A 25084-nucleotide genomic window follows, 5' to 3' on the forward strand; every position below is an offset into this window, starting at 1 on the left:
TCATCATTTTTGCTTTTTATGATTCAAAACCAAATCAGATAATATACTTTCACCATTGCACAGTTTTATCAGACCGGCAGAGAAATAATCATGCCGGTCGTAAGCCTCAGACAAGCCAGCTTTCCAGCACTTTGGCCATTAGCTGCAAACGGTATTTCGGTAATGATTGCAATTCAGCCGGAACATTTCCGCTGCGCAGTTGCTGTACCAGCTGAATAATTTCTGTCTGGCTGCGGTTAGCAATATTTTCCGGTAAGAATTCATTCAGCTCCAGATCCGACATTCCCATACTGCTTAGTGTGGTTTTGCTGATGTTATTTACTACTTGATCAGCAATATCACCCTGCGCATTTCGATAAAAAACCTGTGCAAGCGTCTGCGGATCATTGACGCCATTGTGCATAAGCGATACGGTAGCCTGAGTCTGCTGCAGCAGATTTTGCTGATATTGAGCAATCTGATTACTCAGATAATCTGCCATAGATTGCGGATTAATATCCGCCAGTTGCTGTTGCGCCGGTAATACATTTACCAAACTGCCATTCGGAACCGTTATATTTCCGGCTTGTATGGCATTTTGAGCTCCATTTAAAGCCTGACGGGCTTTATCCAGATTACTGAGATTGTTTAGATTTAATCCATTCACCAGTTGCGGATCAAGCTGTTTGAGTAATTCCTGAGCATGCTCCAGCGCACTGGCATCCCCGCTCGTACCTGACGATTCCAGTAATGATTGCAGCTGATTAATATTTTTATCAATTTTGCTAATCATTGTATTTAGCTGTTGTTCAAGCTGAGCGGCTGTTTCGGCACCGCCAGCCTCAGCCTCATTGGCTTGTGCTTCGTTTGCCTTAGCCATTGCTGCTGCCTGACTTTGTGTTAATTCAGCCTGTTTCTTTTGTTTTTCAGCTTCGGCAGCTGCTTTAAGCGCAGCCTTTTGTTCCTCCAGCAGCTGGCGAATCTGCTGTAGATTTTTTATTGTTTCATCGCCATATTTTGCTATTTCCTGAGTAATCTTATCTGCAAAATCACGTCCGTTCCATTCAGTTAGTTTTTCATGGGCTTCTTTTATTTTCTGAATTGATTGCTGCGAATTCTGATACAGATTATAAATATTTTTAATATTTTTACCGTTAAGTATAATTTTTCCGGTATCAGGATTAACTGCAATCGCATCAAATCCGTTAATCAGTGCTTCAAATGCTTTGCGTTCATTCTCTGTTACAAAAAATTCAGGATTATTAAGCCCTAACAAAATATAGGCCGGATTACCATAGCGGATAGACATATAGGCACTGCGAGCAAGACCGGCGATACCAATAAGATTATTCTGCAACATCAGCGGTGTAATCTGTTTATTAGACGTTGAACCACTGAATACAAGCCGGTGTGCAAAATAACTGGTAAACGGTTCGCGGTCATTCAATATTGAATGCATATATTTGGCACGCGAATCATGAATCTGTTCGTCAAACAGCGTAACTATTTTTCCGAATGTTTTGGAATACTGCTCCGGTGTTTTTTTAATTTTATCCATTAATACCGTTACATCACGCTTATCTTTGCTATTAAGCCGTTCCCAGACACTGGATAAAATTGCCAGAGCATTATCCTTGCCGGATACCTTTTCCGGCTTTTTGCCAGACTTATCTTTTGCGGCTTCCGCTTTTTTCTTATCCTTATTAATTTTATCTTTTACTCTGTCTAATATAATGCCTGTAGCTACAGCACCAATATCCAGATTTTCAAACAGCCCGTCAAAAATAGAACCAGACTTATCCTTTTTATTGGGTGGTGCTATCGGCGGTGTTGCTCCTGTTGCTACCGGATCACCTTCAAATCCATCATCCTGAGAAGGAGGCGGAGGCGGAGCTTTTTTTTCATTTTTTGCCGGATCTCCAAAATAAAGCTTATCGCCTTCTTCATGTATATCTTTAAACTCAGCCGCCTCATCGACATTATTGAGCATATAAATACTGCCGGCAAAAGTTTTCATTAAGAATCCTAATGACAGGAAAGATTCAAAACGAAATTCATGCAGATAATCTGCTTTGAATTCTTTGGCACTTTCCAGCATATCCCAACCATCATTCACCGGATCATAATTTTTATTAATCATGCCATTTAAAAAATCATCGCGTTTTTCTGCCGGTATGTCTCCCAAACCGGCCTGCTGCCATAATTTATCATCATCAGCAATTGAATCGGATGATACCGGCACTAAACCACCGGAGGCATTAGAAAGTTTTTCGTTTGCCTCTTTGCGCCCCTGAGCAATGATTTTTTCCCGTGCGCTAACCTGTTCAGCATCTTCTTTTTCTCCCGCAGATCCTTTTTTGCGTGTAATGGCGAGACCCAGAAATGTAGCATAACCATCTATTCCGTCTTTAACCCAGCGCAGAATCCGCCAGGCCGTAATATGATGAACCTGCTGCTGTAAACTCTTCGTGATATTGTCGAGAACTGTTGTTTCCAGCCAGGCATTAAATCGCTTCACCATTTCAGGTTGTATATCAAACTCATCTACAGTTTTAGGATTCATAACCTCATAATTTTTTAATTTAAATTTATGGTTTTTTTTCATTTGTGCTACCAAATTAGGATGCTTTTCTAGTACTTGTAATGGCATACCATGCTGCCAGCAGCGTGCGTACATATCATGCAGAGTTATCTGGGCTATTACATGCCCCATACCGAAGTTACTTTTAAACTGCGCACCCGGCGGATAGCCGCCGCCTATATCCGCATGGACACCAGGATAAGTATATTCACGAAACTCAGCGCCGCCACCACGCGGATAACCGCCATCAATACAGATACTTTCAACGGAAAAACTTCTACGCTGTTCATGCCCGGCCACAAAGTGATAGCAGCTTTTTACAAAACGAGCAGCCGCTGCCTGTTCCAAAGACATGGTGCCATGTGCCCAGCCGAAATGACCACTAATCAAGGAAGTTAGCGGAGACATACCTACATTGGCTACCGTATCGAACAAACCAGCCATTTCGATATAGATCGGTATACCTCTAAGCTTGAGATAGATAAATTCAGGTTTAGGTTCAGTCTTCTTATCATCCTTGCGATTGGCATTGATATTGCCAGACTGATTCAGACTGACCGTAGTACTGGCACCGTTAATCGGACCGTTGTTTGAATTTTTACTCGTACCATTATTATTGTTTTGCTGATTCCCCGTATTATTGCCCGGGGTAGGAGGCGCTGACTTCGGCCCTTGTCCCGGCTTGGCTCCGTTCTGTGTTGTATTCTGTTTAACGCCACTGCTAGCCGCTTTTTCCTCTTCTATTGCCTGCTTCTGAGCCTCTGCCTTTGCTTCCGGATATTTACGATAGTACTCGCGTAATTCTTTTCGTTGCTGGCGCCGCTGTTCCATCAATTTTTCCAGCTGTTCTTTTGCTCCGGCATTCTCCGGACGCTCCAGCAAGTATTCCAGCAGCCAGTTAATAAAGGTACGCCCCTCAGCCGCTCCGCGTGAAAATCCGATTACATACAGTTTGATTGCCTGTGGTAATGGCTGATTACTGTTGGCAAAAACCAGCGACTCTATATACTCATCAAGCTGGTTTTTACGGCCAATTTTTGAATCCATGCCTTTAATCATTTTTTGCGCTGTTGCTAATAATAAAGGCTTTTCATTAAAAACTTTACATAGACCTAATGTGGCGCATAAGCGTGTCAGTGCCCAGTTAATCCGCGACTGCCCATAGCGTGCAAACATTTCACCACTGAAACCCGGATCTAAATCACCAATTTCTTCAAAACGCGTTCCCACGCCCTGAATATAATGTTTAAACCAACCATTTTCTATCATAGGCGAACTATAGCTAACCTCACCCGGTGTTCCTCCTGCTCCCATACAGGCATGGAATAAACGTGCTACATTACTGGTACGAGGATAGGTATACGCAGCAATCATTTTGGCTTGCGGTGCTGCTTTGTCCTGTTTTTTCAGCTCCTCTTCAGTAGGTGCTTCGGCACCAGTGACCACTTTATCTGCCTTTTCATGATTATTGGTACCATCAAAGAAAAAGCTGATTTTAATGATTTTCTGGCACGGCTTGTCCTCTTTAGGACCTTTATAAAAGCAATCACCTCTATTTTCCTGAATTACCTCAATAGAAGCCGGCAGGCGCCCGCCCGGCTCAGTTGGAAAAACCTGTGGCTTATGCATAACCGGCCAGTCAAAATCAACATCTTTCAATGGTGGTAACTCATCCAGCACTCCCTGAACTGCATCTATGCCTTTTTGAGCTATCTCACCTATACCTGTGCCAATCTCTCCTATTTTTTTACCGGCTTTATTAATTACTTTTCCGATAGCACTGGGTTTATCATTCGGGTCATCGGTATTGACTTCGGGAGGGTTTAAACCCAATATATCTTCTATTATATGTCCCAAATTAAACTGCTTATCGATATTTGAAGATTTAGAGCTGCTATCGGCTTTTGGTTTACTATCATCAGGCTGTTTTGCATTATCAGTCATAATAATCTCCCTTATTAATAAAATTATTGTGCTTTACTGCCACTTACCGGTAATTTACCTTCTGCTTCCAGTTGCTTGATATAACGCGGTAAGATTACCTGCGGAATATTTTTACGTTCCGCTTTCACTGCATCCATTCTGGCTTTGTTGCGACGATAATCTGCCATCGATTTAACGCTCGGGCGTGGCGTACACAATTTCTGGCTTTCGGCAAATAATTTGTAATGCATTGGTGTATTACGACCTTCTTCTATCGTCCCATAAGTGATAAACAACTGATTGCAAGCAAGAAAATGTACCGTAATATTTGCTACTTTACCAAAATCATCACCGGCTGATGGCGGTGGTGGTGGTAAAGGTATTTCTGCTGAATAATATTCATCATATTGATGAATAATATCAGCTTCTGCACGATCAACATTTACTCCGGCTGTATTTAAAATTCTCGCTTGCCATCCCGGATAAGGTAATACTTCCCAATAAATCTTCATGGTCATACCCGGTGTCCATTTTGCTCTTAATGCTGCTGCGCCACAGGTAGCTCCTCCTCCATAGCGTCTTTTACCAACTTCATAATCATCAACACCTGGTGTACCCGGAATACATCCTCCTCCGATACTACCCCCGTTCATATTTTCATAATTGTATTCATAGGCTTCAACAGGTGCTGCATAGGTACGGTTTTTACCTGAGGTTATGCCGACAAAAGGTTCGAAATGATTGGAACAACCCATTAATTCGATTGCTGCCAGCATCGCCAGCCATATCCATGTTTTTTTCATCTCTTCTGCCTTTCTTGTATTTATATATTTATAGTTATTGCTGACTTTTTAAAATTCTATCTACCTATATCCTATTATTATAAAAATGAATTAACTTTGTTTATTGTCAATATTTATTTGATTATGAATCTTTATTTAGAAGTAGTTACCGGTAATTTACCTTCTGCTTCCAGTTGCTTGATATAACGCGGTAAGATTACCTGCGGAATATTTTTACGTTCCGCTTTCACTGCATCCATTCTGGCTTTGTTGCGGCGATAATCTGCCATCGATTTAACAACTGGGCGTGGCGTACACAGCTTCTGGCTTTCGGCAAACAGTTTGTAATGCATTGGTGTATTACGACCTTCTTCTATCGTCCCATAAGTAATAAATAACTGATTACAGGCAAGAAAATGTACCGTGATATTATCTACTTTACCAAAATCATCACCGGCTGATGGTGGTGGTGGTGGTAAGGGGATTTCAGTAGAATAATATTCATCATATTTATTTATAATATTTAGTTGGTCATGATCGAAATTCATTCCAGATGTATTTAATGCTTTTGGTCGCCAATCAGGATAAGGTATGACTTTCCAATTAATTTTCATAGTCATGCCTGGTGTCCATTTTGCCCTTAGTGCCGCTGCACCACAGGTAGCTCCTCCTCCATAGCGTTTTTTACCAACCTCATAAATATCAACACCTGGTGTACCCGGAATACATCCTCCACCAATACTGCCACCATTCATATCTTCATAATTGTATCCATATGACTCAACAGGTGCTGCATACATGCGGTTTTTACCTGAGGTTATGCCGACAAAAGGTTCAAAATGATTGGTACAGCCCATTAATTCGATTGCTGCCAGTATCGCCAGCCATGCCCATGTTTTTTTCATCACCCTAACCTTTTTGGTATTTATAGTTACTGTTAACTTTTTAAAATATTAACTATCTGTAAACCATTATTATCAATAAGAATTTATTTTAGTTTATTATCAACATTTATCCAATTATTAATTCTTTATTTAGTGGTACTTACCGGCAATTTACCTTCTGCTTCTAGCTGTTTGATATAACGCGGTAAGATTACCTGCGGAATATTTTTACGTTCCGCTTTCACTGCATCCATTCTGGCTTTGTTGCGGCGATAATCTGCCATCGATTTAACGCTCGGGCGTGGCGTACACAATTTCTGGCTTTCGGCAAACAGTTTCCAGTGAACCGGATTACGTCCTTCTTCTATTGTTCCGTATGTGATAAACAACTGATTACATGGAAGGAAATGTACTGTAATATTAGCTACCTGACCAAAATCATCTCCGGCTGATGGTGGTGGTGGCGGTAAGGGTATTTCTGCTGAATAATATTCATCATACTGATCAATTATTCGCTCTTCATTTTTATCTACATTGACACCTGGCAATCTCAAGCCTCTAGCTTGCCAGCCCGGATAAGGTAATATTTTCCAATAAATCTTCATAGTCATACCCGGTGTCCATTTAGCCCTCAGTGCCGCTGCACCGCAGGTCGAACCACCACCATAGCGTTTTTTGCCTACATCATAATCATCTATTCCCGGAGTATTAGGAATACAGCCTCCGCCAATACTACCCCCGCTCATATTTTCATAATTGTATTCAATTGCTTCTACCGGTGCGGCATACATGCGGTTTTTACCTGAGGTTATGCCGACAAATGGTTCAAAATGATTGGTACAACCCATTAATTCGATTGCTGCCAGCATCGCCAGCCATGCCCATGTTTTTTTCATCACCCTAACCTTTTTGATATTTATAGTTATTGTTGAATTGTACAAATTTTATCTATCAATATCCTATTATTATAAAAATGAATTAACTTTGTTTTTCGTCAATATTTATTTTATTAATCTTTATTTATGTGTCGTTACCGGCAATTTTTTCAAGCTGACAGATATCACGCAGTAAGATTACTTGCAGAATATTTTTACGCTGTGTTTTCAATGCATCCGTTCTGGCTTTATTGCGACGATAATCTGCTATTGATTTAATGACTGGGTGTAGCTGACACCGATACTCACGTTACTGAAATTATATGGTCAAATGATTCTTTTGCGAGTAAGTCTATTTCAGGCGAAAATGTTGATTTAGTAATTCTATCCAACAGTTTAAAAATATAGGTAAATTTTAACAATAGTAAGAAGACTGGAAAAACCAAAGATTTTCTGAAAATGAAATTTAAGCTGTAGAGGCAAATTAGCAGGTTAAATTTTAGATTGATTTTTAAATTATAAATAAGGCAGTACTGATTACCAGTACTGCCTTTTTCTTTTTTAGATACTATTTAATAACGTCTGCTTCTGACCAGCTGTGTTTTACGCTTCAGATAGACTAAAGTACCAAATCCGCTCCAGATATGCACCAAACGGGTAAATGGAAAGATTACAAATACACTCATACCCATAAAGAGGTGTAATTTAAAAATCGGGCTGACATGCGCAATAATATCCGCTGCACCGCCTCTGAATGTCACAATATGCTGAGCCCACTGCATAAGACTAATCATTTCTGCTCCGTCCAGATGATGAGCGGAAACATGGATAGTACCCAGCCCCAGACAAAGCGTAATCAGCAACCAGATTAATACCAGTTTGTCGCGCCAGCTACTGTTGGCCAGTAAACGTGCACAGCTGAAACGCCGGTAAATAAGCATCAGTAATCCGATTAAAGCAAGGGTACCCATTATTCCGCCGGCAATCATTGCTGTCAGCTGCTTGGCTTCATGAGTAACACCAAGTGTATCCCAAACTACTACAGGCGTAAGCAAACCGACCAGATGTCCGAAAAACAGTCCGAGTACACCAATATGAAACAGAATATTGCCAACTCGCAGCAGACGCGGATAAAGCAACTGGCTTGATTCAGATTTCCATGAATACTGATTTGTATCAAAACGAATCAAACTGCCCAGAAAAAAAATACTGGCGGCAATATAAGGAAAAATGCCGAAAATAAATTGATTAAGGTAATACATGCTGTCTCCCGGCTAACTGAATTTTTTATTGCGGAAAAATTGCACTTCCTGCACAGACGGCTGATTTAATAATGGTTCGAGCCCTTCTGCTGTTGGTCCGAATTTTTCCAGAGCTTCGTCCATATTGCGTACTGGTGCAGCCTGTAATGGCTGTGGTTTAACTGGAGATAAAGCGACAACTGCATCCATAACCGGTGCATACACTGATTTACTCTGATGCAGGTTGTCAGCTATATAGCCAATCACATGTACTGCATCAGCAAGTAAATTTTTGGCTTCATCTTCGACAACATGAGACAAAAATTCTAAAAATAAAGGCAGATAATCCGGCAACTCATTATCAGCCGGTTCAAAGCCGTGTTTCTGATATTCTGCCAGTAAATCGACCATCGCCTGACCACGGATGCGATCTTCTCCATGCAGATGTTCAAACATGTGTAAAGCATGTTTGCGACTGCGATCAAAAGTAGCTACATATACTTCTTGAAGATCGATTTCATCATGCGTGCGTAAATGTTCAAAAAATGGTTGTAATACTGAAATCTGATTAGCAGATAACTGATCAGCCAGAATTGAATGCAATTCATCCGTATGGTCTAACCATTCCTGCCTTGGATAGCTTAGTAAAATGGATAAAATTTTATACATTTGTCTGTCCTATGAGGCCGACTGACGATTATTTTTCTTACGCAGTCCATGAAAAATAATCGGTGAAGCTTTACGTGTACCAAACAGGCTTTCTTTGCTGTGGCCGTTATGGCAGCCATCTCCAAAAGAAAATCCGCAACTGGCTTTTTCCTCAAAAGTATTGCTGACCAGTTCTTTATGTGCACTTGGAATGACAAATCTGTCTTCATAATTGGCAATTGCCATTACCTGATACATTTCTTCAATTTGCGCAGCACTCAAACGATGTCCGGACAATTCCTGTAATGCCTGCTCTTCGGAATAAATATTTTTGCTGCGCATGTATTTACGCATATCAATCATGGTTTGCAGCGCATTAATAATTGGTTCGGTTTTACCGGCAGTCAGCAGATTAGCCAGATATTCAATCGGAATTCGCATATCTTTTATTTCTGGAATCAGGCCATTCTGACCAATAACACCGGATTCAACCGCAGACTGAATTGGTGATAACGGCGGAATATACCAAACCATCGGTAAAGTACGATATTCTGGATGTAACGGAAATGCCACTTTCCATTCAACCGCCATTTTATAAACCGGTGAATTCTGAGCAGCCTGTATCCAGTCTGCCGGAATTCCCTGAGCCAGTGCTTCTTTGGCAATTTCAGGATCATTCGGATCAAGAAAAATATCCAGTTGCTGTTCGTATAAATCCTGAGGATTTTCTATCGCAGCACTCTCACTGATCCGGTCTGCATCATAAAGGAGTACACCAAGATAACGTATTCTGCCAACACAGGTTTCTGAACAAATTGTCGGTTGACCGCCTTCAATGCGCGGATAACAGAAAATACATTTTTCCGCTTTGCCTGCCACCCAGTTGTAGTAAATCTTTTTATAAGGACAGCCAGAAACACACATACGCCAGCCACGGCATTTATCCTGATCAATCAGGACAATCCCATCTTCTTCACGCTTGTATATTGAACCGGACGGGCAACTGGCCACACAGGCTGGATTCAGGCAATGCTCACACAGACGCGGCAAATACATCATAAATGTGTTTTCAAAAGCAGCGTAGATGTCTTTCTGAATGCCATCAAAAAGTTTATCTTTAGAACGCTTGGCAAATTCACCGCCTAAATCATCTTCCCAGTTCGGTCCCCAGTGAATTTTATCCATTTTCTGCCCGGTTAATACCGAAACAGGCCGTGCTGTAGGCGGTGTTTGCATCAGCGGGGCATTTTGCAGATGCTCATAATCATAGGTAAACGGTTCATAATACTGGTCAATAGCCGGCATGTTAGGGTTGGCAAAGATATTGGCCAGTACTTTGAGACGATTACCCTGCTTCAGTTTCAGTTTGCCTGAATTTTCACGTATCCAGCCACCTTTATACTGTTCCTGATCCTCCCAGTTTTTCGGATAGCCGATACCGGGTTTTGTTTCTACATTATTAAACCAGGCATATTCGACCCCGTCACGACTGGTCCATACATTTTTACAGGTAACAGAACAGGTATGACAGCCAATACACTTGTCCAGATTTAACACCATTCCGATTTGTGCACGAATTTTCATGATTGTGTCCTTTTTATTCTGTCACCGGTGTTTTCGCTGGTTGATCCAGCCATTCCACTCTGTTCATTTTGCGTACTACGACAAGCTCATCACGGTTGGTACCTACCGTACCGTAATAATTAAAGCCCCATGATAATTGAGCATAACCACCGATCATATGCGTTGGCTTCATAACCACTTTAGTGACTGAGTTATGAATACCTCCGCGTTTGCCGGACAGCTCTGAACCGGGCACATTGACAATTTTTTCCTGTGCGTGATACATCAGAATCATGGTTTCTGGTACTCGCTGGCTAACCACTACACGTGCGGTCAGCGTACCATTCACATTGAATACTTCCACCCAGTCGTTATCTTCGAGACCGGCACGTTTAGCATCAATTTCAGAAACCCACACATGCGGACCACCGCGTGATAAGGTCAGCATTCGCAAATTATCTGAATAAGTACTGTGAATACCCCATTTCTGATGTGGTGTGATGAAATTCAGTACGATTTCAGGATTGCCATTGCTTTGATGACCTTTCACATTTAGCGTGGTTTTCAGGTCTACAGCCGGACGATAGGAAACCAGTCCCTCACCAAACAGTCGCATCCATTGATGATCCTGATAAAACTGCTGCCGGCCGGTTAAGGTGCGCCATGGAATCAGTTCGTGCACATTGGTATAACCAGCGTTATAGCTGACTTTTTCACTTTCCAGACCAGACCATGTGGGTGATGAAATAATCTTGCGCGGCTGTGCCTGCACATCACGGAAACGGATAGCATCGTCTTCACGGGCAATGGCCAGATGAGTATGGTCGATACCTGTATTTTTTGATAAAGCTTCCCATGCCTTAACTGCCACATGGCCATTGGTCTCTGGAGCCAGTGTCAGAATCATTTCCGCAGCATCAATAGCTGTATGCAGTTTCGGCTGGCCTGTGGCCACACCTTCGGATTGGGTGTTGTTAAGTTTGCGCAGTAAATCTACTTCTGCACCAGTCTGCCAGCTAATACCTTTACCACCATTACCGATTTTTTCCAGCAACGGTCCTACTGAAGTGAATTTGTCATAAATAGCACCATAATCACGTTCAACCACGGTCATTTTCGGCATGGTTTTGCCCGGTACCGGTTCACATTCACCCAGTTTCCAGTCTTTCGGGTCAAACGGCTGTGCCAGCTCTTCTGGACTGTCGTGCATCAATGGTGTTAATACCAGATCCTTACGTACTCCCAGATAATCTTTGGCAGTTTCGGAAAACGCTTTCGCCAGACCACGATAAATATCCCAGTCAGTTTTACTTTCCCAAAGCGGTTTTACTGCTTCACTAAGCGGATGGATAAACGGATGCATATCCGAAGTATTCAGATCATCTTTTTCATACCAGGTGGCTGTAGGCAGCACAATATCTGCATACAGACAGGTAGTAGACATACGAAAATCCAGTACGGTAAGTAAATCCAGCTTACCCTCTGCTGCCGGACGCACTTGTACATCAATCGGCTTAATAGCATCAGTTTCATCACTCATCAGTGCATTTTGTGTGCCAAGCAGATACTTGAGAAAATACTCATGCCCCTTACCGGATGAACCAAGAATATTGGAACGCCAGACAAACAGATTACGCGGGAAATTCTGCGGATTATCCGGATCAGTACAAGCCATATCCAGTGCGCCCGATTTCATCTGCTCAACAGCAAATGCAATCGGATCTTTACCTTGTGCTTCTGCGTCACGGGTCACATCAAGCGGATTACGTCCCAGCTGCGGAGCAGAAGGCAGCCAGCCCATTCGTTCAGCTTTAACGTTGAAATCCAGCTGACTCATATCAGCCATCTGACCGGCATGAGTGGGCGCAATAACTTCCGACATCTTGAGTTTTTCATGCCGCCACTGGCTGGTGTGTGCATAGAAGAAAGAAGTACCATTCATCTGGCGTGAAGGCCGGTTCCAGTCTGCAGCAAAAGCCAGAGGTGCCCAGCCGGTTTGCGGGCGTAGTTTTTCCTGACCGACATAATGACACCAGCCGCCGCCGCTCTGACCGATACAACCACACATCATCAGCATATTGATAATGCCACGATACGCCATGTCCATGTGATACCAGTGATTCAGACCGGCACCCACAATTACCATACTGCGACCATGTGTTTCATGTGCGTTTTGGGCAAATTCGCGTGCCACCTGAATCACCAGCTCTGGCTTCACGCCGGTATGTTTCTGCTGCCACAATGGTGTATAAGGCACATCAGCCAGATAATCATCGGTAACGCCATCACCACCAAAACCACGGTCAATACCATAATTGGCACACATCAAATCAAATACTGTGGTTACCAGTATTTTTTCGCCATCTGCATTAATTATCTGCTTAACCGGTATATTTTTAACAATTACTTCTGCTGCATCATCCCCGCCGAAGTAATCAAAAGATACACCCATGATGGCATCATGATTATCTTTAAGTGATATCAGCGCTTTAATTTCTGTACTGTCGGATTTTTGTGCCAGCAGATTCCATTTACCCTGCTCACCCCAGCGGAAGCCTATCGATCCTTTCGGTGCAACAATATCACCGGTATTTTCGTCGATAACCAGTGTTTTCCATTCAGGATGATTGCTTTCATCCAGCCCGCCTGCTATCTGGCTTGCACGCAGGAAGTAGCCCGGCAGCAGTTTGCCGTTTTCCTGATTAATTACCACCAGATTAGGCATATCTGTCAGACGACGACAATAATCAATAAAATATTCTGACGGATTCTGCAGATGAAATTCTTTCAGAATCACATGCCCCATTGCCATTGCCAGTGCAGCATCCGTGCCCTGTTTTGGTGCCATCCAGATATCACTGAATTTCACCATTTCACCATAATCAGATGAAACTGCTACTGTTTTTGTACCTTTATAACGCACTTCAGTATAGAAGTGCGCATCCGGAGTACGTGTCATGGGTACATTAGAACCCCATACCATCAGATAGTTGGCGTTATACCAGTCGGCAGATTCTGCAACATCGGTTTGTTCACCCCATGTTTGCGGGCTGGAAGGTGGTAAATCGCAATACCAGTCGTAAAATGACAGCGGTACACCGCCAATCAGACTCAGATAACGCGAACCGGCAGCATAACTCACCATCGACATTGCCGGAATCGGAGAAAAGCCAATTACACGATCCGGGCCAAACTCTTTAATTGTGAATGCATTGGCAGCAGCAATAATTTCATAAGCTTCTTTCCAGTCCAGACGGACAAAACCGCCCTGACCACGCTCAGATTTATATTTTTTCGCCAGTTCCGGATTCTGAGTAATACTCTGCCACGCCTCAATTGCATTCAGAGTCTGGCGCTTTTTACGCCACATACGCAGCAAAGAAGCGCGAATCATCGGGTATTTCACCCGCTGAGCAGAATAAACATACCAGCTATATGATGCACCGCGCGGACAGCCCCGCGGTTCATGATTGGGTAAATCGGCACGAGTACGCGGGTAATCTGTCTGTTGCATTTCCCATGTAATCAAACCGTTTTTAACAAAAACGCGCCAGCTGCAGGAACCGGTACAATTTACTCCATGAGTAGAGCGTACAATTTTGTCATGCTGCCAGCGCTGGCGGTAAGCATCTTCCCATTCTCTGCTCTCAGCCACCACTGCCCCATGTCCGGCAGAAAATGTTTCTTTGGTTTTACGTAAAAAATTCAGTCTGTCTAAAAAATGGCTCATGAATTTGTGCTCCATAGAGGCAAAAGCCTCAAACAGTTTCTTATTGATTTATATTTTTTCTGCACCATTATCTATGACAATGGTGCGATCACTTCAAATTAACAACTCGTAACTGATTGTTTGCGAACATAAAACCAGTAATTAACTATCAGACAGCTTACATAGAAAACAATAAAGCCCCATAAAGCCACTGATGCGCTGCCTGTCGCCTCAATCGAAGAACCAAAACTTTTCGGAATCAGAAAACCACCATAAGCACCGATTGCGCCCATAAAGCCTAATACCGTAGCTGATTCTTTAGTGGCATGAGCTTCTGAGGTTTTAACATCGCCCTGATGCAGATGACGATGAAACTGAGAGAAAATCCGCGGCACCTGCGCATAAGTTGAACCGTTACCAATACCGCTAAAGGCAAACAGCAACATAAAACTACAGAAAAAACCAACAAAACTGCCTTCATTGCCGCCTATAGGCTGAAATACCAGAACGCCAATAACCCCGACAATCATCATGGCATAGCTGATTTCAGTAAGTTTTGCCGCAGACATCTTGTCAGACAACCAGCCACCCACGACACGCAGTACTGCACCAACAAACGGACCTAAAAAGGCAAATTTAACTGCATCCAGATGCGGGAAAGAATGGCTGATTAATAACGGGAAAGCAGCCGAAAAACCGATAAACGAACCAAACGTGCCCACATAAAGCCAGCATAAAATCCAGTTGTGCAACCGCTTGAAAATGACAAACTGTTCCTTTAGTGAGGAATGCATGCTGCCAATATCATTCATCCCAAACCATGCAGCCAGCGTACTGAGCACAATAAATGGTACCCAGATAAAACCCGCATTCTGCAACCAAACCTGTGCAGAACCCTGTGGCGTAGAAATTGTCTGAGACTCACCGCCCATTGCACCAAACAGGCAGCTAGTAATCGCCAGTGGCACAGCAATCTGTACTGCGGATACGCCCAGATTGCCCAAACCGGCATTAATCCCCATCGCCTGACCTTTTTCCGATTTCGGGAAAAACAGACTGATATTGGACATAGATGAACTGAAATTTGCTCCGCCAAAACCACATAAAAGCGCCAGAATGAACATCGTTGTATAAGAAGTATTCGGATTCTGTACAGCAAAGCCCAAACCCAGTGCAGGAATCAGCAAACTGGCTGTAGAAATTGTCGTCCATTTGCGGCCCCCGAAAATCGGAATCACAAATGAATAGAAAATTCGTAAAGTTGCACCTGATAATGCCGGCAAGGCCGCCAGCCAGAACAGTTCATTGCTGCTGAACTTAAATCCAACCAGTGGCAGTTTTACTACCGTCACACTCCATACCTGCCAGATGGCAAACGCCAGTAACAATGCAGGAACGGAAATCCATAAATTTCTGCGTGCTATTGCACGACCACCTGACTGCCAGAATTGTTGATCTTCCGGCCGCCAATCTTTTAAAACTTTACCCATATCAAACTCACTTTATTGGTGCTTAGGGTTTTTCAGAGAAAAATGCATCCAGATTAAACTGATACATACCGTGCCAAACATCAGCATGAAGGAGGTAGAACGTACACCTGTCCAGTCTACTAACCGACCAAACATAATCGGCAACAGAAAACCGCCCAGTCCCCCGGCCAGACCCACTACACCAGAAACAGTACCCATATCATCCGGAAACTCATCAGAAATAAACTTGAATACCGAAGCTTTACCGATTGCCATAGCCACACCGACCACAAACAGCAGCACAGTAAATATCGTTGCATTTAAACCAATATGCATATCCAGATGACCATTCACTGTACGAATAGACATTTGTGTTTGCGGATAAGACAACAGAAAGAATGCAATTGCGCAAATCCACATTACAGCCCAAGTAACTTTATAGGCACCGTATTTATCAGACAGCCAGCCACCGAACGCACGCAGTACACCCCCCGGCAGAGAGAAGCATGCAGCCAGCAACCCGGCCTGTGCTAAGCCGAAGTTATATTCGTTAACATAGTAATTCACCATCCACAGCGAAATACCCACATAGCCACCAAACACTACCGAATACAGCTGACTGTATTTCAGCACTTGCGGATTTTTCATTAATAACAACTGAGCTTTCAGACTTGGCTGTTTAGCAGAAGCTGCTTTAGGCTCCGGATAACTGAAAAACCAGAACAGCACTGTAATAACCAGCAAAATTACGGCATATACGCGGGGTACAGCCTGCCAGCCATATGCTGCAATCAATGCAGGTGCCAGAAACTTATTTACGGCAGAACCAGCATTACCGGCTCCAAAAATACCCATTGCCAAACCTTGACGTTCCTTACGAAACCATTTGGCCACATAAGGAGTACCAACAGAAAATGAGCCGCCTACTAATCCCAGCCACAGCGCAATCCAGAGAAACTGACTGTATGTGTGTGCATATTCAAGCAGCCAAACTGCCGGAACACATGACAGCATCAGCAGAAAAAATACAATACGGCCGCCAAAACGGTCAGTCCAGATACCTAAAGGCACCCGGATAAGTGATCCGGACAGTACAGGCATCGCTACCAGCAAACCAAATTCAGCTTCACTAAGTTGTAATTGTTTTTTGATAGGTATTCCCAAAACAGCAAATATCATCCAGATCATAAAACAGACAATAAATGCAATCGTGCTGGAAGTAAGCACTGTTACCGATTTTCTAACACCAGAATCCATTCTGTACCCCCATTAATAATTCTCTTTAGTGTACGTAATCACCTTTTCATATCCAATTAGTCATCCGAAGCAAAATCATTAATCAGAAAGCACAACGCCAAATAAGCAAAAAGGCCTATTGACAAACTCAATAGGCCTTTATCAAATTCTGATATTCAGTAGCTATTATCCGATACTCAACTCATTTGTTTATTTATCCAGACCATGCTCAATGGCATAGACAGCAGCCTGCACCCTGCTGGCTACATTTAATTTGCGTAAAATATTCTGAACATGCACTTTTATAGTGCTTTCAGTCACATCCAGATTACGCGCAATCACCTTATTACTATTCCCACGTGCCAGCCAGCGCAAAATTTCCCGTTCGCGCGGTGTCAGTGGTTCAGTAATTTTCTCGTCAGCCTGCTCCTGCCTGCGCAACCTTGTTACCAGCTTACTTGTCATTTCAGGCGATAACACACTATCACCGCTAATCGCTTTTTCAATACTATCCAGCAAAAATTCCGTATCAATATTTTTTAACAGATATCCGCGGGCGCCTAGCCGCATACATTCGAGTAAATCGCTACCATCTTCAGATACTGTCAGCATCAGCACCACCTGCTGCGGATTATGATTTATCATCTGCGGTAGTGCTTCAAGTCCTCTCATTACCGGCATATCCAGATCAAGGAGTACAGCATCCGGCTGGAGCTGTTGCTGCATTTTTACCCCTTCAAGCCCGTCTGTGGCTTCACCGACCACCTCAAAACGCTCACAACTATCAATCAGTGCACGCAAACCACGCCGAAACAAAGTGTGATCATCGACAATCAGAATCCGGTACTTATTTTTATTAAGCATTATTAAATTCCCAAAAATTATTCCTGCGCATGAATATACTGACGCGGCACCATCAACTCTACACATACCCCGTTATTTTCACGTGCAAATATTTTTAATTCTCCATTAATTTTGCCGGCTCGTTCTTTCATGATATGTACCCCCACATGCCCGTGCAGCCCCTTCTGAATGAGCGTATCCTCGGCAAAACCTATTCCGTTATCTTCAATACAGAGATTCAGGCGATCAGCCAGATATACCAGCTTCACCCGCACAGCATCAGCATGCGCATGTTTACGTACATTTGATAATGCTTCCTGCACAATGAACACTACCTGCAATTGTACATCCGACTCTACCTCATACACATCGCCTTCTACCGACCAGTCTGCAACAATATCTGTTTGTTGTTCAAATCTTTTCATCACCTCCTGCAACGAACTGATTAGCCCTTCTGAAACCAGACGTACCCGGAAATTTGACAATAATTCGCGTACATCATCATAGCATTGCTGAATACCCTCATGAATAAAATCCAGAGTCTGTTTAGCCTGCTCTTGTTTCTGCTCTGCAAGAGATTTTTCCAGTACCTGTATCTGCATATTCATAAATGAAAGCGACTGCGCGATACTATCATGCAATCCTTGTGCCATCAGGTTACGCTCTTCCAGTATCGCCATCTGCTTATCCAGTTCATTCAGGCGCATACTTTCAATCGCTATCCCGAACTGGCTGCAAACAGTTGAAATCAGACGTTGATTTTCTTCACTCAGTGCAAATGGCTTCAATGCAAACAAGTGCAGCATACCGATTTCATCATCTACTGATTTCACTGCAAAAGTCAGACAAAACGGCAGAACCTGCTGCATCTGACAGCAATGATTATTTTCCTCATGAATGACCAGCGATTGATTATTGTAATTAACCACAGACTGATGCAACCGCACACAGCGCCCGCCATCACAGCGATAATCACGGAACATATCTACCTGCTCCTCTGTCAGCCCGTCCGAACCGGCTACTTCGAGCATCTGTGAATGGCGATTTTTTAACTGCACCACACAGGCATCCGCACCACTAAACGCCTTCATTTTATGCATAAATATTTGTACCAGCACCGTCAGATCATGCTGTTCCTGAAACAATGAGGTCATAGTATATAATACCGCTAGCTCACGATTACGCTTAACCACTGCCTGCGTTTGCTCAGCGACCCGGTTTTCCAGCGTGTCATATACTTCATACAATTTGGCGGCCATCAGATTAAAACCCTGTGCTACCTGCCCGAACTCATTGGCCGTACCCACTTTCAGGCGTGTATCAAAATAACCCTTACCAATCTGACTGATGCCCTGATTCAGACGTAATAGCGGCGAAATGACCAAATGATGCAGTAACAGCAAAGACACAATCGCAGATAGTACAGCCATCATTAATACTAGCGCCTGTAGCCAGCGCAACAGCCTAATATTGTGCGTATTATCTTGCTCAATAAGCAAAACCAGCCGGTCAATTACCGCAGTGAATTCTCTGGCCTGAGCAAGGAAAGCTTCTCCGCTTAGTCTGCCCTGTAAATAAGCTTCACGGTCAGCAAGAAAATCCTGCAACTGCTCCTCAATTTCCTGAACTTGGGTTAATAACTGTTTATGGCGCTGGCCGTTCATAACACCGGTATCATGCAATTCGTATAAATGACCAAGTATTTCCTTAAATTGACGCTTTTCATCCGCAAACTGCTGCTCTGCACCCGGTGTTTTCGTGACCAGTACCATATAAAACACCCGCTTGCGCAGACTGCCGGCTTCATTGATTGCCATTCCCAGCTCTTCCAGCCGCCATGAGGTATTCAACGACAACCCTACCAGACTGGTAGCCAGAAACAGCCACACAGCAATCAGCACAACCAGGACTTTTGATAACTTCTGTCCGCGTAAAAACGACCGATCAAACTTTTGCCACAGATTTTTCATAACACCCCAATCAGAAAACTGGCAGCACTATAACGCAAAAGTCAAAATATATCTTTGATATTTATTTAAACTTTGATAAGAGTAAATTTATACATTGTTTAATTTTGGATTTTATTAAGTATTGCATCTCCGAATTTGATATTGAGCAAACAGACTGGTCTGCTTATGGAACCGCCATATTTTATTGTTCTGAAAGTATTAACATTATTGATATTGGCTGATAAAAGTATTCAGCAATGGAAAATATTTGATTCAGTGTTAATGAGCCAACGCAGAATATGAAGAATGCTCAATGAGTGCTGTAGATATCTAGTATCAAAAAATTATTTAAATCAATAAATAATATATTTTTAGCAATAACAATTAAGATATTTATCCAGCAGCTTAATTTCAAGTGAAATAAGCTGCTGGTAAAAAGAAAAAATAAGACTAAGCTATCAAACGGGCAATTTAAGTAATACTGAGCTATTACTGTAAACCAAATTACCAAAAAGCACTAGAATAATCTTTGCTCAAAACGGTTTGGCCTACCTGGCAACAACATCAGTATAATAAACCAAATTTGCCCGATGATCGGTATAAGAGTAATCAGAATCCACCATGCAGAACGGTTTGTATCATGCAGCCGTCTGAACTGAAGTGACAAAGTCGCTATCCACACAGCAAAGCAGACTACCAGAAAGACAAAATCAATCGTCCAGTCGCCCCATGTATAGATATCATTAATCGGATGTCCGAGCATTTTTTCAACTGCATACGTCAAAATTATTCCAAGAACATAGTTAATCACAATCGGCCACCAATAATCAGCACGATTAGAAGTCCCTGAAAAATTTAGAATGTTATGCCAGAATCGTTTGTAAGATTCAATCATAAATTCATCTCCAGATAATTAATATATTTTCATTTATATAAATATATAAATTTTGAAATTAGGATTTATATTTCAAACATTGCCGATTTATCTTAAGACTTATCTATAAACGATTCAAACAACTTAACTTTAAAAACAATTACTTACAATATTTATTTATTAATGAGAATTGATATATATATATTTTTATAATTTATCAATTATGAGAATTTATATACTTTAATTAATATATTTGTATATTTATTTGCGTTTTTATACGTACAAATCAAAATTAATTAATTGTTTGACATTATTTAAGCATAGACCGCGTTTCAGCGTAGCAGACAATTCTTAATAAATATGACATTTTATTAAAAAAAGGCTGTAAAATGTATAAATTAAACAACATTATTACAATCAATTCATTTTAATCATACAAATAAATACAAAGAATTAACTCAAATACTTAATTGGTTTAATATTCAGACTGAAAAATTTAGTTTAAATCTTCTATTTATCGTTTATTTTATAAATATCTACATATCAGTAATTGAAATATTCAATACTATAAATTGATACTAAACATACTTTACTACTAAATATTATTTTATTAAATTTTTCATCAGATGCTGAATACTGATATTAACTATTATGCAGCAATACTGTTTTTTAAAATCATCACTTTAATAAAATACTTGTACATAATATAGGGTTACATTTCATATTGATATAAAAAAACGCATATAAAAATATGCGTTTAAGAAATCGGCAGAAACAAACTTATTTTTAAAAGATTATCCATCCAGATGATTACTCTGCGGAGCCAGCACGGTACGATTGCCATTGCCTTCTGCGGCAGAGACAATTCCTTCTGCTTCCATTTGTTCAACCAGACGTGCAGCACGGTTATAACCGATGCGCAATTGTCTTTGTACAGAAGAAATACTTGCCTTACGAGTTTTAATTACCAGCGCCACTGCTTCATCATACAGAGGATCAATCTCATCATCGCTACTGCGTGACGATGCATTGCTGAACATATCATCATCACTGACCCCGGCAGTTAAAATATCATCAATATATTGGGGTTCGCCAAACTGTTTCAGATAATGTACTACCCGATGCACTTCTTCATCGGCGACAAAGGCCCCATGTACACGCTCCGGATAGGCGGTACCCGGTGGTAAAAACAGCATATCCCCCTGTCCGAGCAAGTTTTCAGCGCCCATCTGATCAAGAATGGTGCGACTGTCTACTTTACTGGATACCTGAAAAGCAATACGGGTTGGAATATTAGCTTTTATCAGTCCGGTTATAACATCTACACTGGGACGCTGGGTAGCCAGTATCAAATGAATACCGGCAGCACGGGCTTTTTGCGCCAGACGCGCAATAAGTTCTTCAATTTTTTTGCCGGCTGTCATCATCAAATCGGCAAATTCATCAACAATCACAACAATAAAAGGCAATTTTTCCAGTGGTTCAGGATTATCCGGCGTAAGTGAGAACGGATTAAACAGTTTTTGATTGCGTGCACCCAGTTCAGCAATTTTCTGATTGAATCCGGCCAGATTACGCACACCTGCATGACTCATCAGCCGGTAGCGTTTTTCCATCTCGTTTACGCACCAGGTCAGCGCATTGGCAGCCAGCTTCATATCCGTAACCACAGGCGCCAGCAGATGAGGGATACCTTCATATATGCTCAATTCAAGCATTTTCGGATCAATCATAATCAGGCGTACATCTTCAGGTGTGGCTTTAAACAGCAAAGACAGTATCATGGCATTAACACCTACCGACTTACCAGAACCTGTTGTTCCGGCTACCAAAAGATGTGGTGCTTTAGCCAAATCCGTTACCACAGGCTGACCGGTAATACCCTGACCAAGAGCGAGCGTCAATTTAGAACGGGATTGCTGAAATACCGAAGCTGAAAAGATCTCACTAAGACGGATAATCTGTCGTTTGGGGTTAGGTAATTCCAGTCCCATACAGGTTTTGCCCGGAATCGTTTCGACTACCCGGATAGAAGCAAAGCCCAGACTGCGTGCTAAATCTTTTTCCAGATTAACTACCTGACTACCGCGAACGCCCTGTGCCGGTTCAATTTCATAACGAGTAATGACCGGGCCGGCAAATGCATCGATGACACGAACTTTGACTTTAAATTCAGCCAGTTTTTCTTCGATGGTGATACCATTTTCCAGCAAGGTTTCTTCACTTTGTTGTGCCGCGGGATCATAATATGGTGGTAATAATAAATCCATCCCCGGCAGCATAGGTTTTAACTGTGGTTTATGCACCGGTGTGACGGCCGCTGTCTTATGTAAAGCTTTTTGCAGTGCCATACCGATAGCAGTTTGCGATGGCTGAGCACTATAGTTTTTTTGTTCTGTGGGTAGTGACTGCCGGTTATTTCGGATAACTACTCCGGCGCTTTCGACAACCGGTACTGATTCAGTTTGTTGTTCATCTTTTTCAATGACTTCGACATGATTAACAACTTCCGAACTGCCTTGCGGTTGAGTTTCAACCTTTGGCAAAAATGCAGATATATCTGTATTAGCTTCTTCTTCGTTGTAATGTTCATGCAAAGGGAAATAATCTGGCGTTTCTGTCTGCTCTTCAATTTCAGCGAAAAACGGATCTTCTGTAGCCAATATCGGAGTTTCCGCCACAGCAACATCTCCATCACTATCATCAGATAGATAGGAAGCGTTTCCAATACTAAAATCAGAATTCTCATAATAAGAATTTTCTGAATTATTATTGACAGTTACTGCCTGCTTTACTGTTGGCATATCCTGAGAATAATGAAACAGACTTCTTCTCGGGCGCAGATTCTCAGTGAAATTTTCATTCTGCTGTACTGGCTGCCGATTAAAAGAATCGCTATAGTCAGCATTACTGCTGGTGTAATTTTCTGCTACAGGAGCATTTCCAGCCGCAACTGTAGTAATAGATGTTGGCGGCATGGAATGAAAAGGTGTAAATCTGGTTGACAGTGGTGCCTGTGCACTGCCGGCGGCATCGGTAAAACCTTTGTCTGCAGACATATCAGCTACGGGTGCCGTCATTTTTACTGTATGGCTTTTACCGATACGTGCAGCTGCCGGAATAACACTTTCTCTGACTACCGGTCGCTGAAATTTCTGTTTGTTCACCGGTGAATCGGTTTTGGCCAGATTCGCATATATTTCATCTTCAGCTATTACTGGTATGCTATAACCAGAATTAAACTGCTGGGCATTTTCGTGATGGCGCTGTCTTGCCAGTCGCTGACGCAGCAGATTCAAACGAATATCTTCTTCGTTAATAATTTGCACACCATTATGTTCTCTCCCGAGTCTATGCTCATGAACTGACTGCTCAGGAATAGTAGTTACAGAATGCGGCAGGTGCGAAGGAGCACCAACAGAATTACCCAGTTTGTGATGGGTAGCCTGTTGTAAATCATCCAAATCAAAATTTTTTAATGCCCGGGCTTTTAACAAAGCAGCCTGTTCGGCTTTAGTACGCGAACGAACTTTATTTAATATCGGATCATCGACAGTAATTTCTTTCGCATTGCGATTGCGCTGCTGATTCTGACTGTTTAAAGGTTTGTACTGCCATTTAAGCTGAATAACTTCAAGAGCAGGCGCCTGTTCACTAACCGTATCAGTAAGCGGATGAGTTGCCACTTTACGGGTAGCTTCTGCCAGAGTAATTACTTCCAGATTTTTATCCGGAGGGAACACCACAGCGGTTTCAGCATGCTCATCACTGGTAATCAGTATGTTTTGATCTGTCTGATCATCATTATCGATATCAGTCTCTTCGTCTGTATCCGGCAAAATATTTTCTTCGGCCACAGCTTCAGCATGAATATCATTACCATCGGCAGCATCTTCTTTTTCGGCAGTATCTTCTTTTAAAGATTTAAACAATTTAACCGGAAACAAAGGGTTATCCTTTATTACCGGCAATTCATTATCAGTTTCGGCTGTGTCTTGTAAACTATCTTCATTTTCACTGACTGTTTTTTCCGTTTCACTTTTTACCGGTATAGGGGCGGATTCAATAACTGTAATCTGAGGAGTAACCGGTTCAGATTCCGATTTTTCAGTCTGTTGTTCTGGCTGACAGCTCTCACCAGTACTATTAGCCGGTACAGCCGAGTGAATTTCTTCATGATTATTTACAGTATCTATTGCTTCAGATTTAGTCTTTTGCAGTTCTGATTCTGACGGTTGTTCTTGTTGCGCTGAACTTTGAACTGTCTGATTGCGCTGTACAAGCTTTTGCGCCAGATAAGAAATACGGCTTTTCAAAGAGGGTCTGGCAACCTTCAATACCGGAAACTGACCTGCCTGAAACCGGTTTTCATAGCGAGTCAGATAGGTCAATTCCAGTTGCCATTTGCGTTCCTGAATATTACGCCACCAGAATAAAGCGCCTATAGCAATAATTAACAGTATTAATACAATCCACCACATACGTGTTCACGCTGCCTTATGGTTAATATCTGGTTAACAGACTATTT

14 protein-coding genes are annotated in these 25084 nt (G+C 42.2%); all 14 read right to left on the reverse strand.

From position 1 onward, the window contains the following. Positions 1 to 106 precede the first annotated feature (106 nt). A complete protein-coding gene (locus tag H3T75_RS05450; protein ID WP_198211210.1) occupies positions 107 to 4504 on the reverse strand; it encodes a DUF2235 domain-containing protein in 4398 nt (1465 codons plus the stop codon). 23 nt (positions 4505 to 4527) lie between these two features. Beyond that, on the reverse strand, positions 4528 to 5286 hold the full coding sequence (locus H3T75_RS05455) for a DUF3304 domain-containing protein (RefSeq protein WP_084585990.1): 759 nt from the start codon (positions 5284 to 5286) through the stop codon (positions 4528 to 4530). Positions 5287 to 5417: 131 nt separating this feature from the next. Next, positions 5418 to 6170, reverse strand: coding sequence for a DUF3304 domain-containing protein (locus H3T75_RS05460; protein ID WP_198211211.1), 753 nt, complete (start codon positions 6168 to 6170; stop codon positions 5418 to 5420). Positions 6171 to 6295: 125 nt separating this feature from the next. Continuing rightward, positions 6296 to 7045, reverse strand: coding sequence for a DUF3304 domain-containing protein (locus H3T75_RS05465; protein WP_198211212.1), 750 nt, complete (start codon positions 7043 to 7045; stop codon positions 6296 to 6298). Positions 7046 to 7596: 551 nt separating this feature from the next. Then, the gene (gene narI, locus H3T75_RS05470; protein WP_025330500.1) at positions 7597 to 8286 is read right to left on the reverse strand and encodes a respiratory nitrate reductase subunit gamma; all 690 of its coding nucleotides are present in this window, start codon (positions 8284 to 8286) and stop codon (positions 7597 to 7599) included. A 12-nt stretch (positions 8287 to 8298) separates the two neighbouring features. Then, entirely contained in the window at positions 8299 to 8934 is a 636-nt protein-coding gene (gene narJ, locus H3T75_RS05475) for a nitrate reductase molybdenum cofactor assembly chaperone (protein ID WP_025330499.1), read from the reverse strand. A 9-nt stretch (positions 8935 to 8943) separates the two neighbouring features. After that, positions 8944 to 10497 (reverse strand): nitrate reductase subunit beta, encoded by a 1554-nt coding sequence (gene narH / locus H3T75_RS05480; RefSeq protein WP_198209479.1) that lies wholly within the window; start codon positions 10495 to 10497, stop codon positions 8944 to 8946. 13 nt (positions 10498 to 10510) lie between these two features. Continuing rightward, on the reverse strand, positions 10511 to 14206 hold the full coding sequence (locus H3T75_RS05485; RefSeq protein WP_198211213.1) for a nitrate reductase subunit alpha: 3696 nt from the start codon (positions 14204 to 14206) through the stop codon (positions 10511 to 10513). A gap of 98 nt (positions 14207 to 14304) precedes the next feature. Beyond that, on the reverse strand, positions 14305 to 15675 hold the full coding sequence (locus tag H3T75_RS05490) for a NarK family nitrate/nitrite MFS transporter (RefSeq protein ID WP_078474597.1): 1371 nt from the start codon (positions 15673 to 15675) through the stop codon (positions 14305 to 14307). Positions 15676 to 15687: 12 nt separating this feature from the next. Continuing rightward, the gene (locus tag H3T75_RS05495) at positions 15688 to 16911 is read right to left on the reverse strand and encodes a nitrate/nitrite transporter (protein ID WP_110414136.1); all 1224 of its coding nucleotides are present in this window, start codon (positions 16909 to 16911) and stop codon (positions 15688 to 15690) included. A 189-nt stretch (positions 16912 to 17100) separates the two neighbouring features. Continuing rightward, positions 17101 to 17754 (reverse strand): response regulator transcription factor, encoded by a 654-nt coding sequence (locus H3T75_RS05500; RefSeq protein ID WP_174830023.1) that lies wholly within the window; start codon positions 17752 to 17754, stop codon positions 17101 to 17103. 17 nt (positions 17755 to 17771) lie between these two features. Beyond that, on the reverse strand, positions 17772 to 19703 hold the full coding sequence (locus tag H3T75_RS05505) for a histidine kinase (RefSeq protein ID WP_084550840.1): 1932 nt from the start codon (positions 19701 to 19703) through the stop codon (positions 17772 to 17774). Positions 19704 to 20199: 496 nt separating this feature from the next. Next, the gene (locus H3T75_RS05510; protein ID WP_084550842.1) at positions 20200 to 20577 is read right to left on the reverse strand and encodes a DUF805 domain-containing protein; all 378 of its coding nucleotides are present in this window, start codon (positions 20575 to 20577) and stop codon (positions 20200 to 20202) included. Positions 20578 to 21350: 773 nt separating this feature from the next. Then, the gene (locus tag H3T75_RS10895; RefSeq protein ID WP_232339909.1) at positions 21351 to 25037 is read right to left on the reverse strand and encodes a DNA translocase FtsK; all 3687 of its coding nucleotides are present in this window, start codon (positions 25035 to 25037) and stop codon (positions 21351 to 21353) included. Between the last annotated feature and the right edge of the window lie 47 nt (positions 25038 to 25084).

This window comes from Snodgrassella sp. W8135, assembly GCF_016101225.1.
GTDB lineage: Bacteria > Pseudomonadota > Gammaproteobacteria > Burkholderiales > Neisseriaceae > Snodgrassella > Snodgrassella alvi.

What these genes read in the sequence shown, in the direction of transcription:
- H3T75_RS05510 (WP_084550842.1), bottom strand. Translation starts at nt 20,577, where the DNA reads ATGATTGAATCTTACAAACGATTCTGGCATAACATTCTAAATTTTTCA.
- H3T75_RS05485 (WP_198211213.1), bottom strand. Translation starts at nt 14,206, where the DNA reads ATGAGCCATTTTTTAGACAGACTGAATTTTTTACGTAAAACCAAAGAA.
- H3T75_RS05500 (WP_174830023.1), bottom strand. Translation starts at nt 17,754, where the DNA reads ATGCTTAATAAAAATAAGTACCGGATTCTGATTGTCGATGATCACACT.
- narI (WP_025330500.1), bottom strand. Translation starts at nt 8,286, where the DNA reads ATGTATTACCTTAATCAATTTATTTTCGGCATTTTTCCTTATATTGCC.
- H3T75_RS05505 (WP_084550840.1), bottom strand. Translation starts at nt 19,703, where the DNA reads ATGAAAAATCTGTGGCAAAAGTTTGATCGGTCGTTTTTACGCGGACAG.
- H3T75_RS05465 (WP_198211212.1), bottom strand. Translation starts at nt 7,045, where the DNA reads ATGAAAAAAACATGGGCATGGCTGGCGATGCTGGCAGCAATCGAATTA.
- narH (WP_198209479.1), bottom strand. Translation starts at nt 10,497, where the DNA reads ATGAAAATTCGTGCACAAATCGGAATGGTGTTAAATCTGGACAAGTGT.
- H3T75_RS05460 (WP_198211211.1), bottom strand. Translation starts at nt 6,170, where the DNA reads ATGAAAAAAACATGGGCATGGCTGGCGATACTGGCAGCAATCGAATTA.
- H3T75_RS05495 (WP_110414136.1), bottom strand. Translation starts at nt 16,911, where the DNA reads ATGGATTCTGGTGTTAGAAAATCGGTAACAGTGCTTACTTCCAGCACG.
- H3T75_RS05450 (WP_198211210.1), bottom strand. Translation starts at nt 4,504, where the DNA reads ATGACTGATAATGCAAAACAGCCTGATGATAGTAAACCAAAAGCCGAT.
- H3T75_RS05490 (WP_078474597.1), bottom strand. Translation starts at nt 15,675, where the DNA reads ATGGGTAAAGTTTTAAAAGATTGGCGGCCGGAAGATCAACAATTCTGG.
- H3T75_RS10895 (WP_232339909.1), bottom strand. Translation starts at nt 25,037, where the DNA reads ATGTGGTGGATTGTATTAATACTGTTAATTATTGCTATAGGCGCTTTA.
- H3T75_RS05455 (WP_084585990.1), bottom strand. Translation starts at nt 5,286, where the DNA reads ATGAAAAAAACATGGATATGGCTGGCGATGCTGGCAGCAATCGAATTA.
- narJ (WP_025330499.1), bottom strand. Translation starts at nt 8,934, where the DNA reads ATGTATAAAATTTTATCCATTTTACTAAGCTATCCAAGGCAGGAATGG.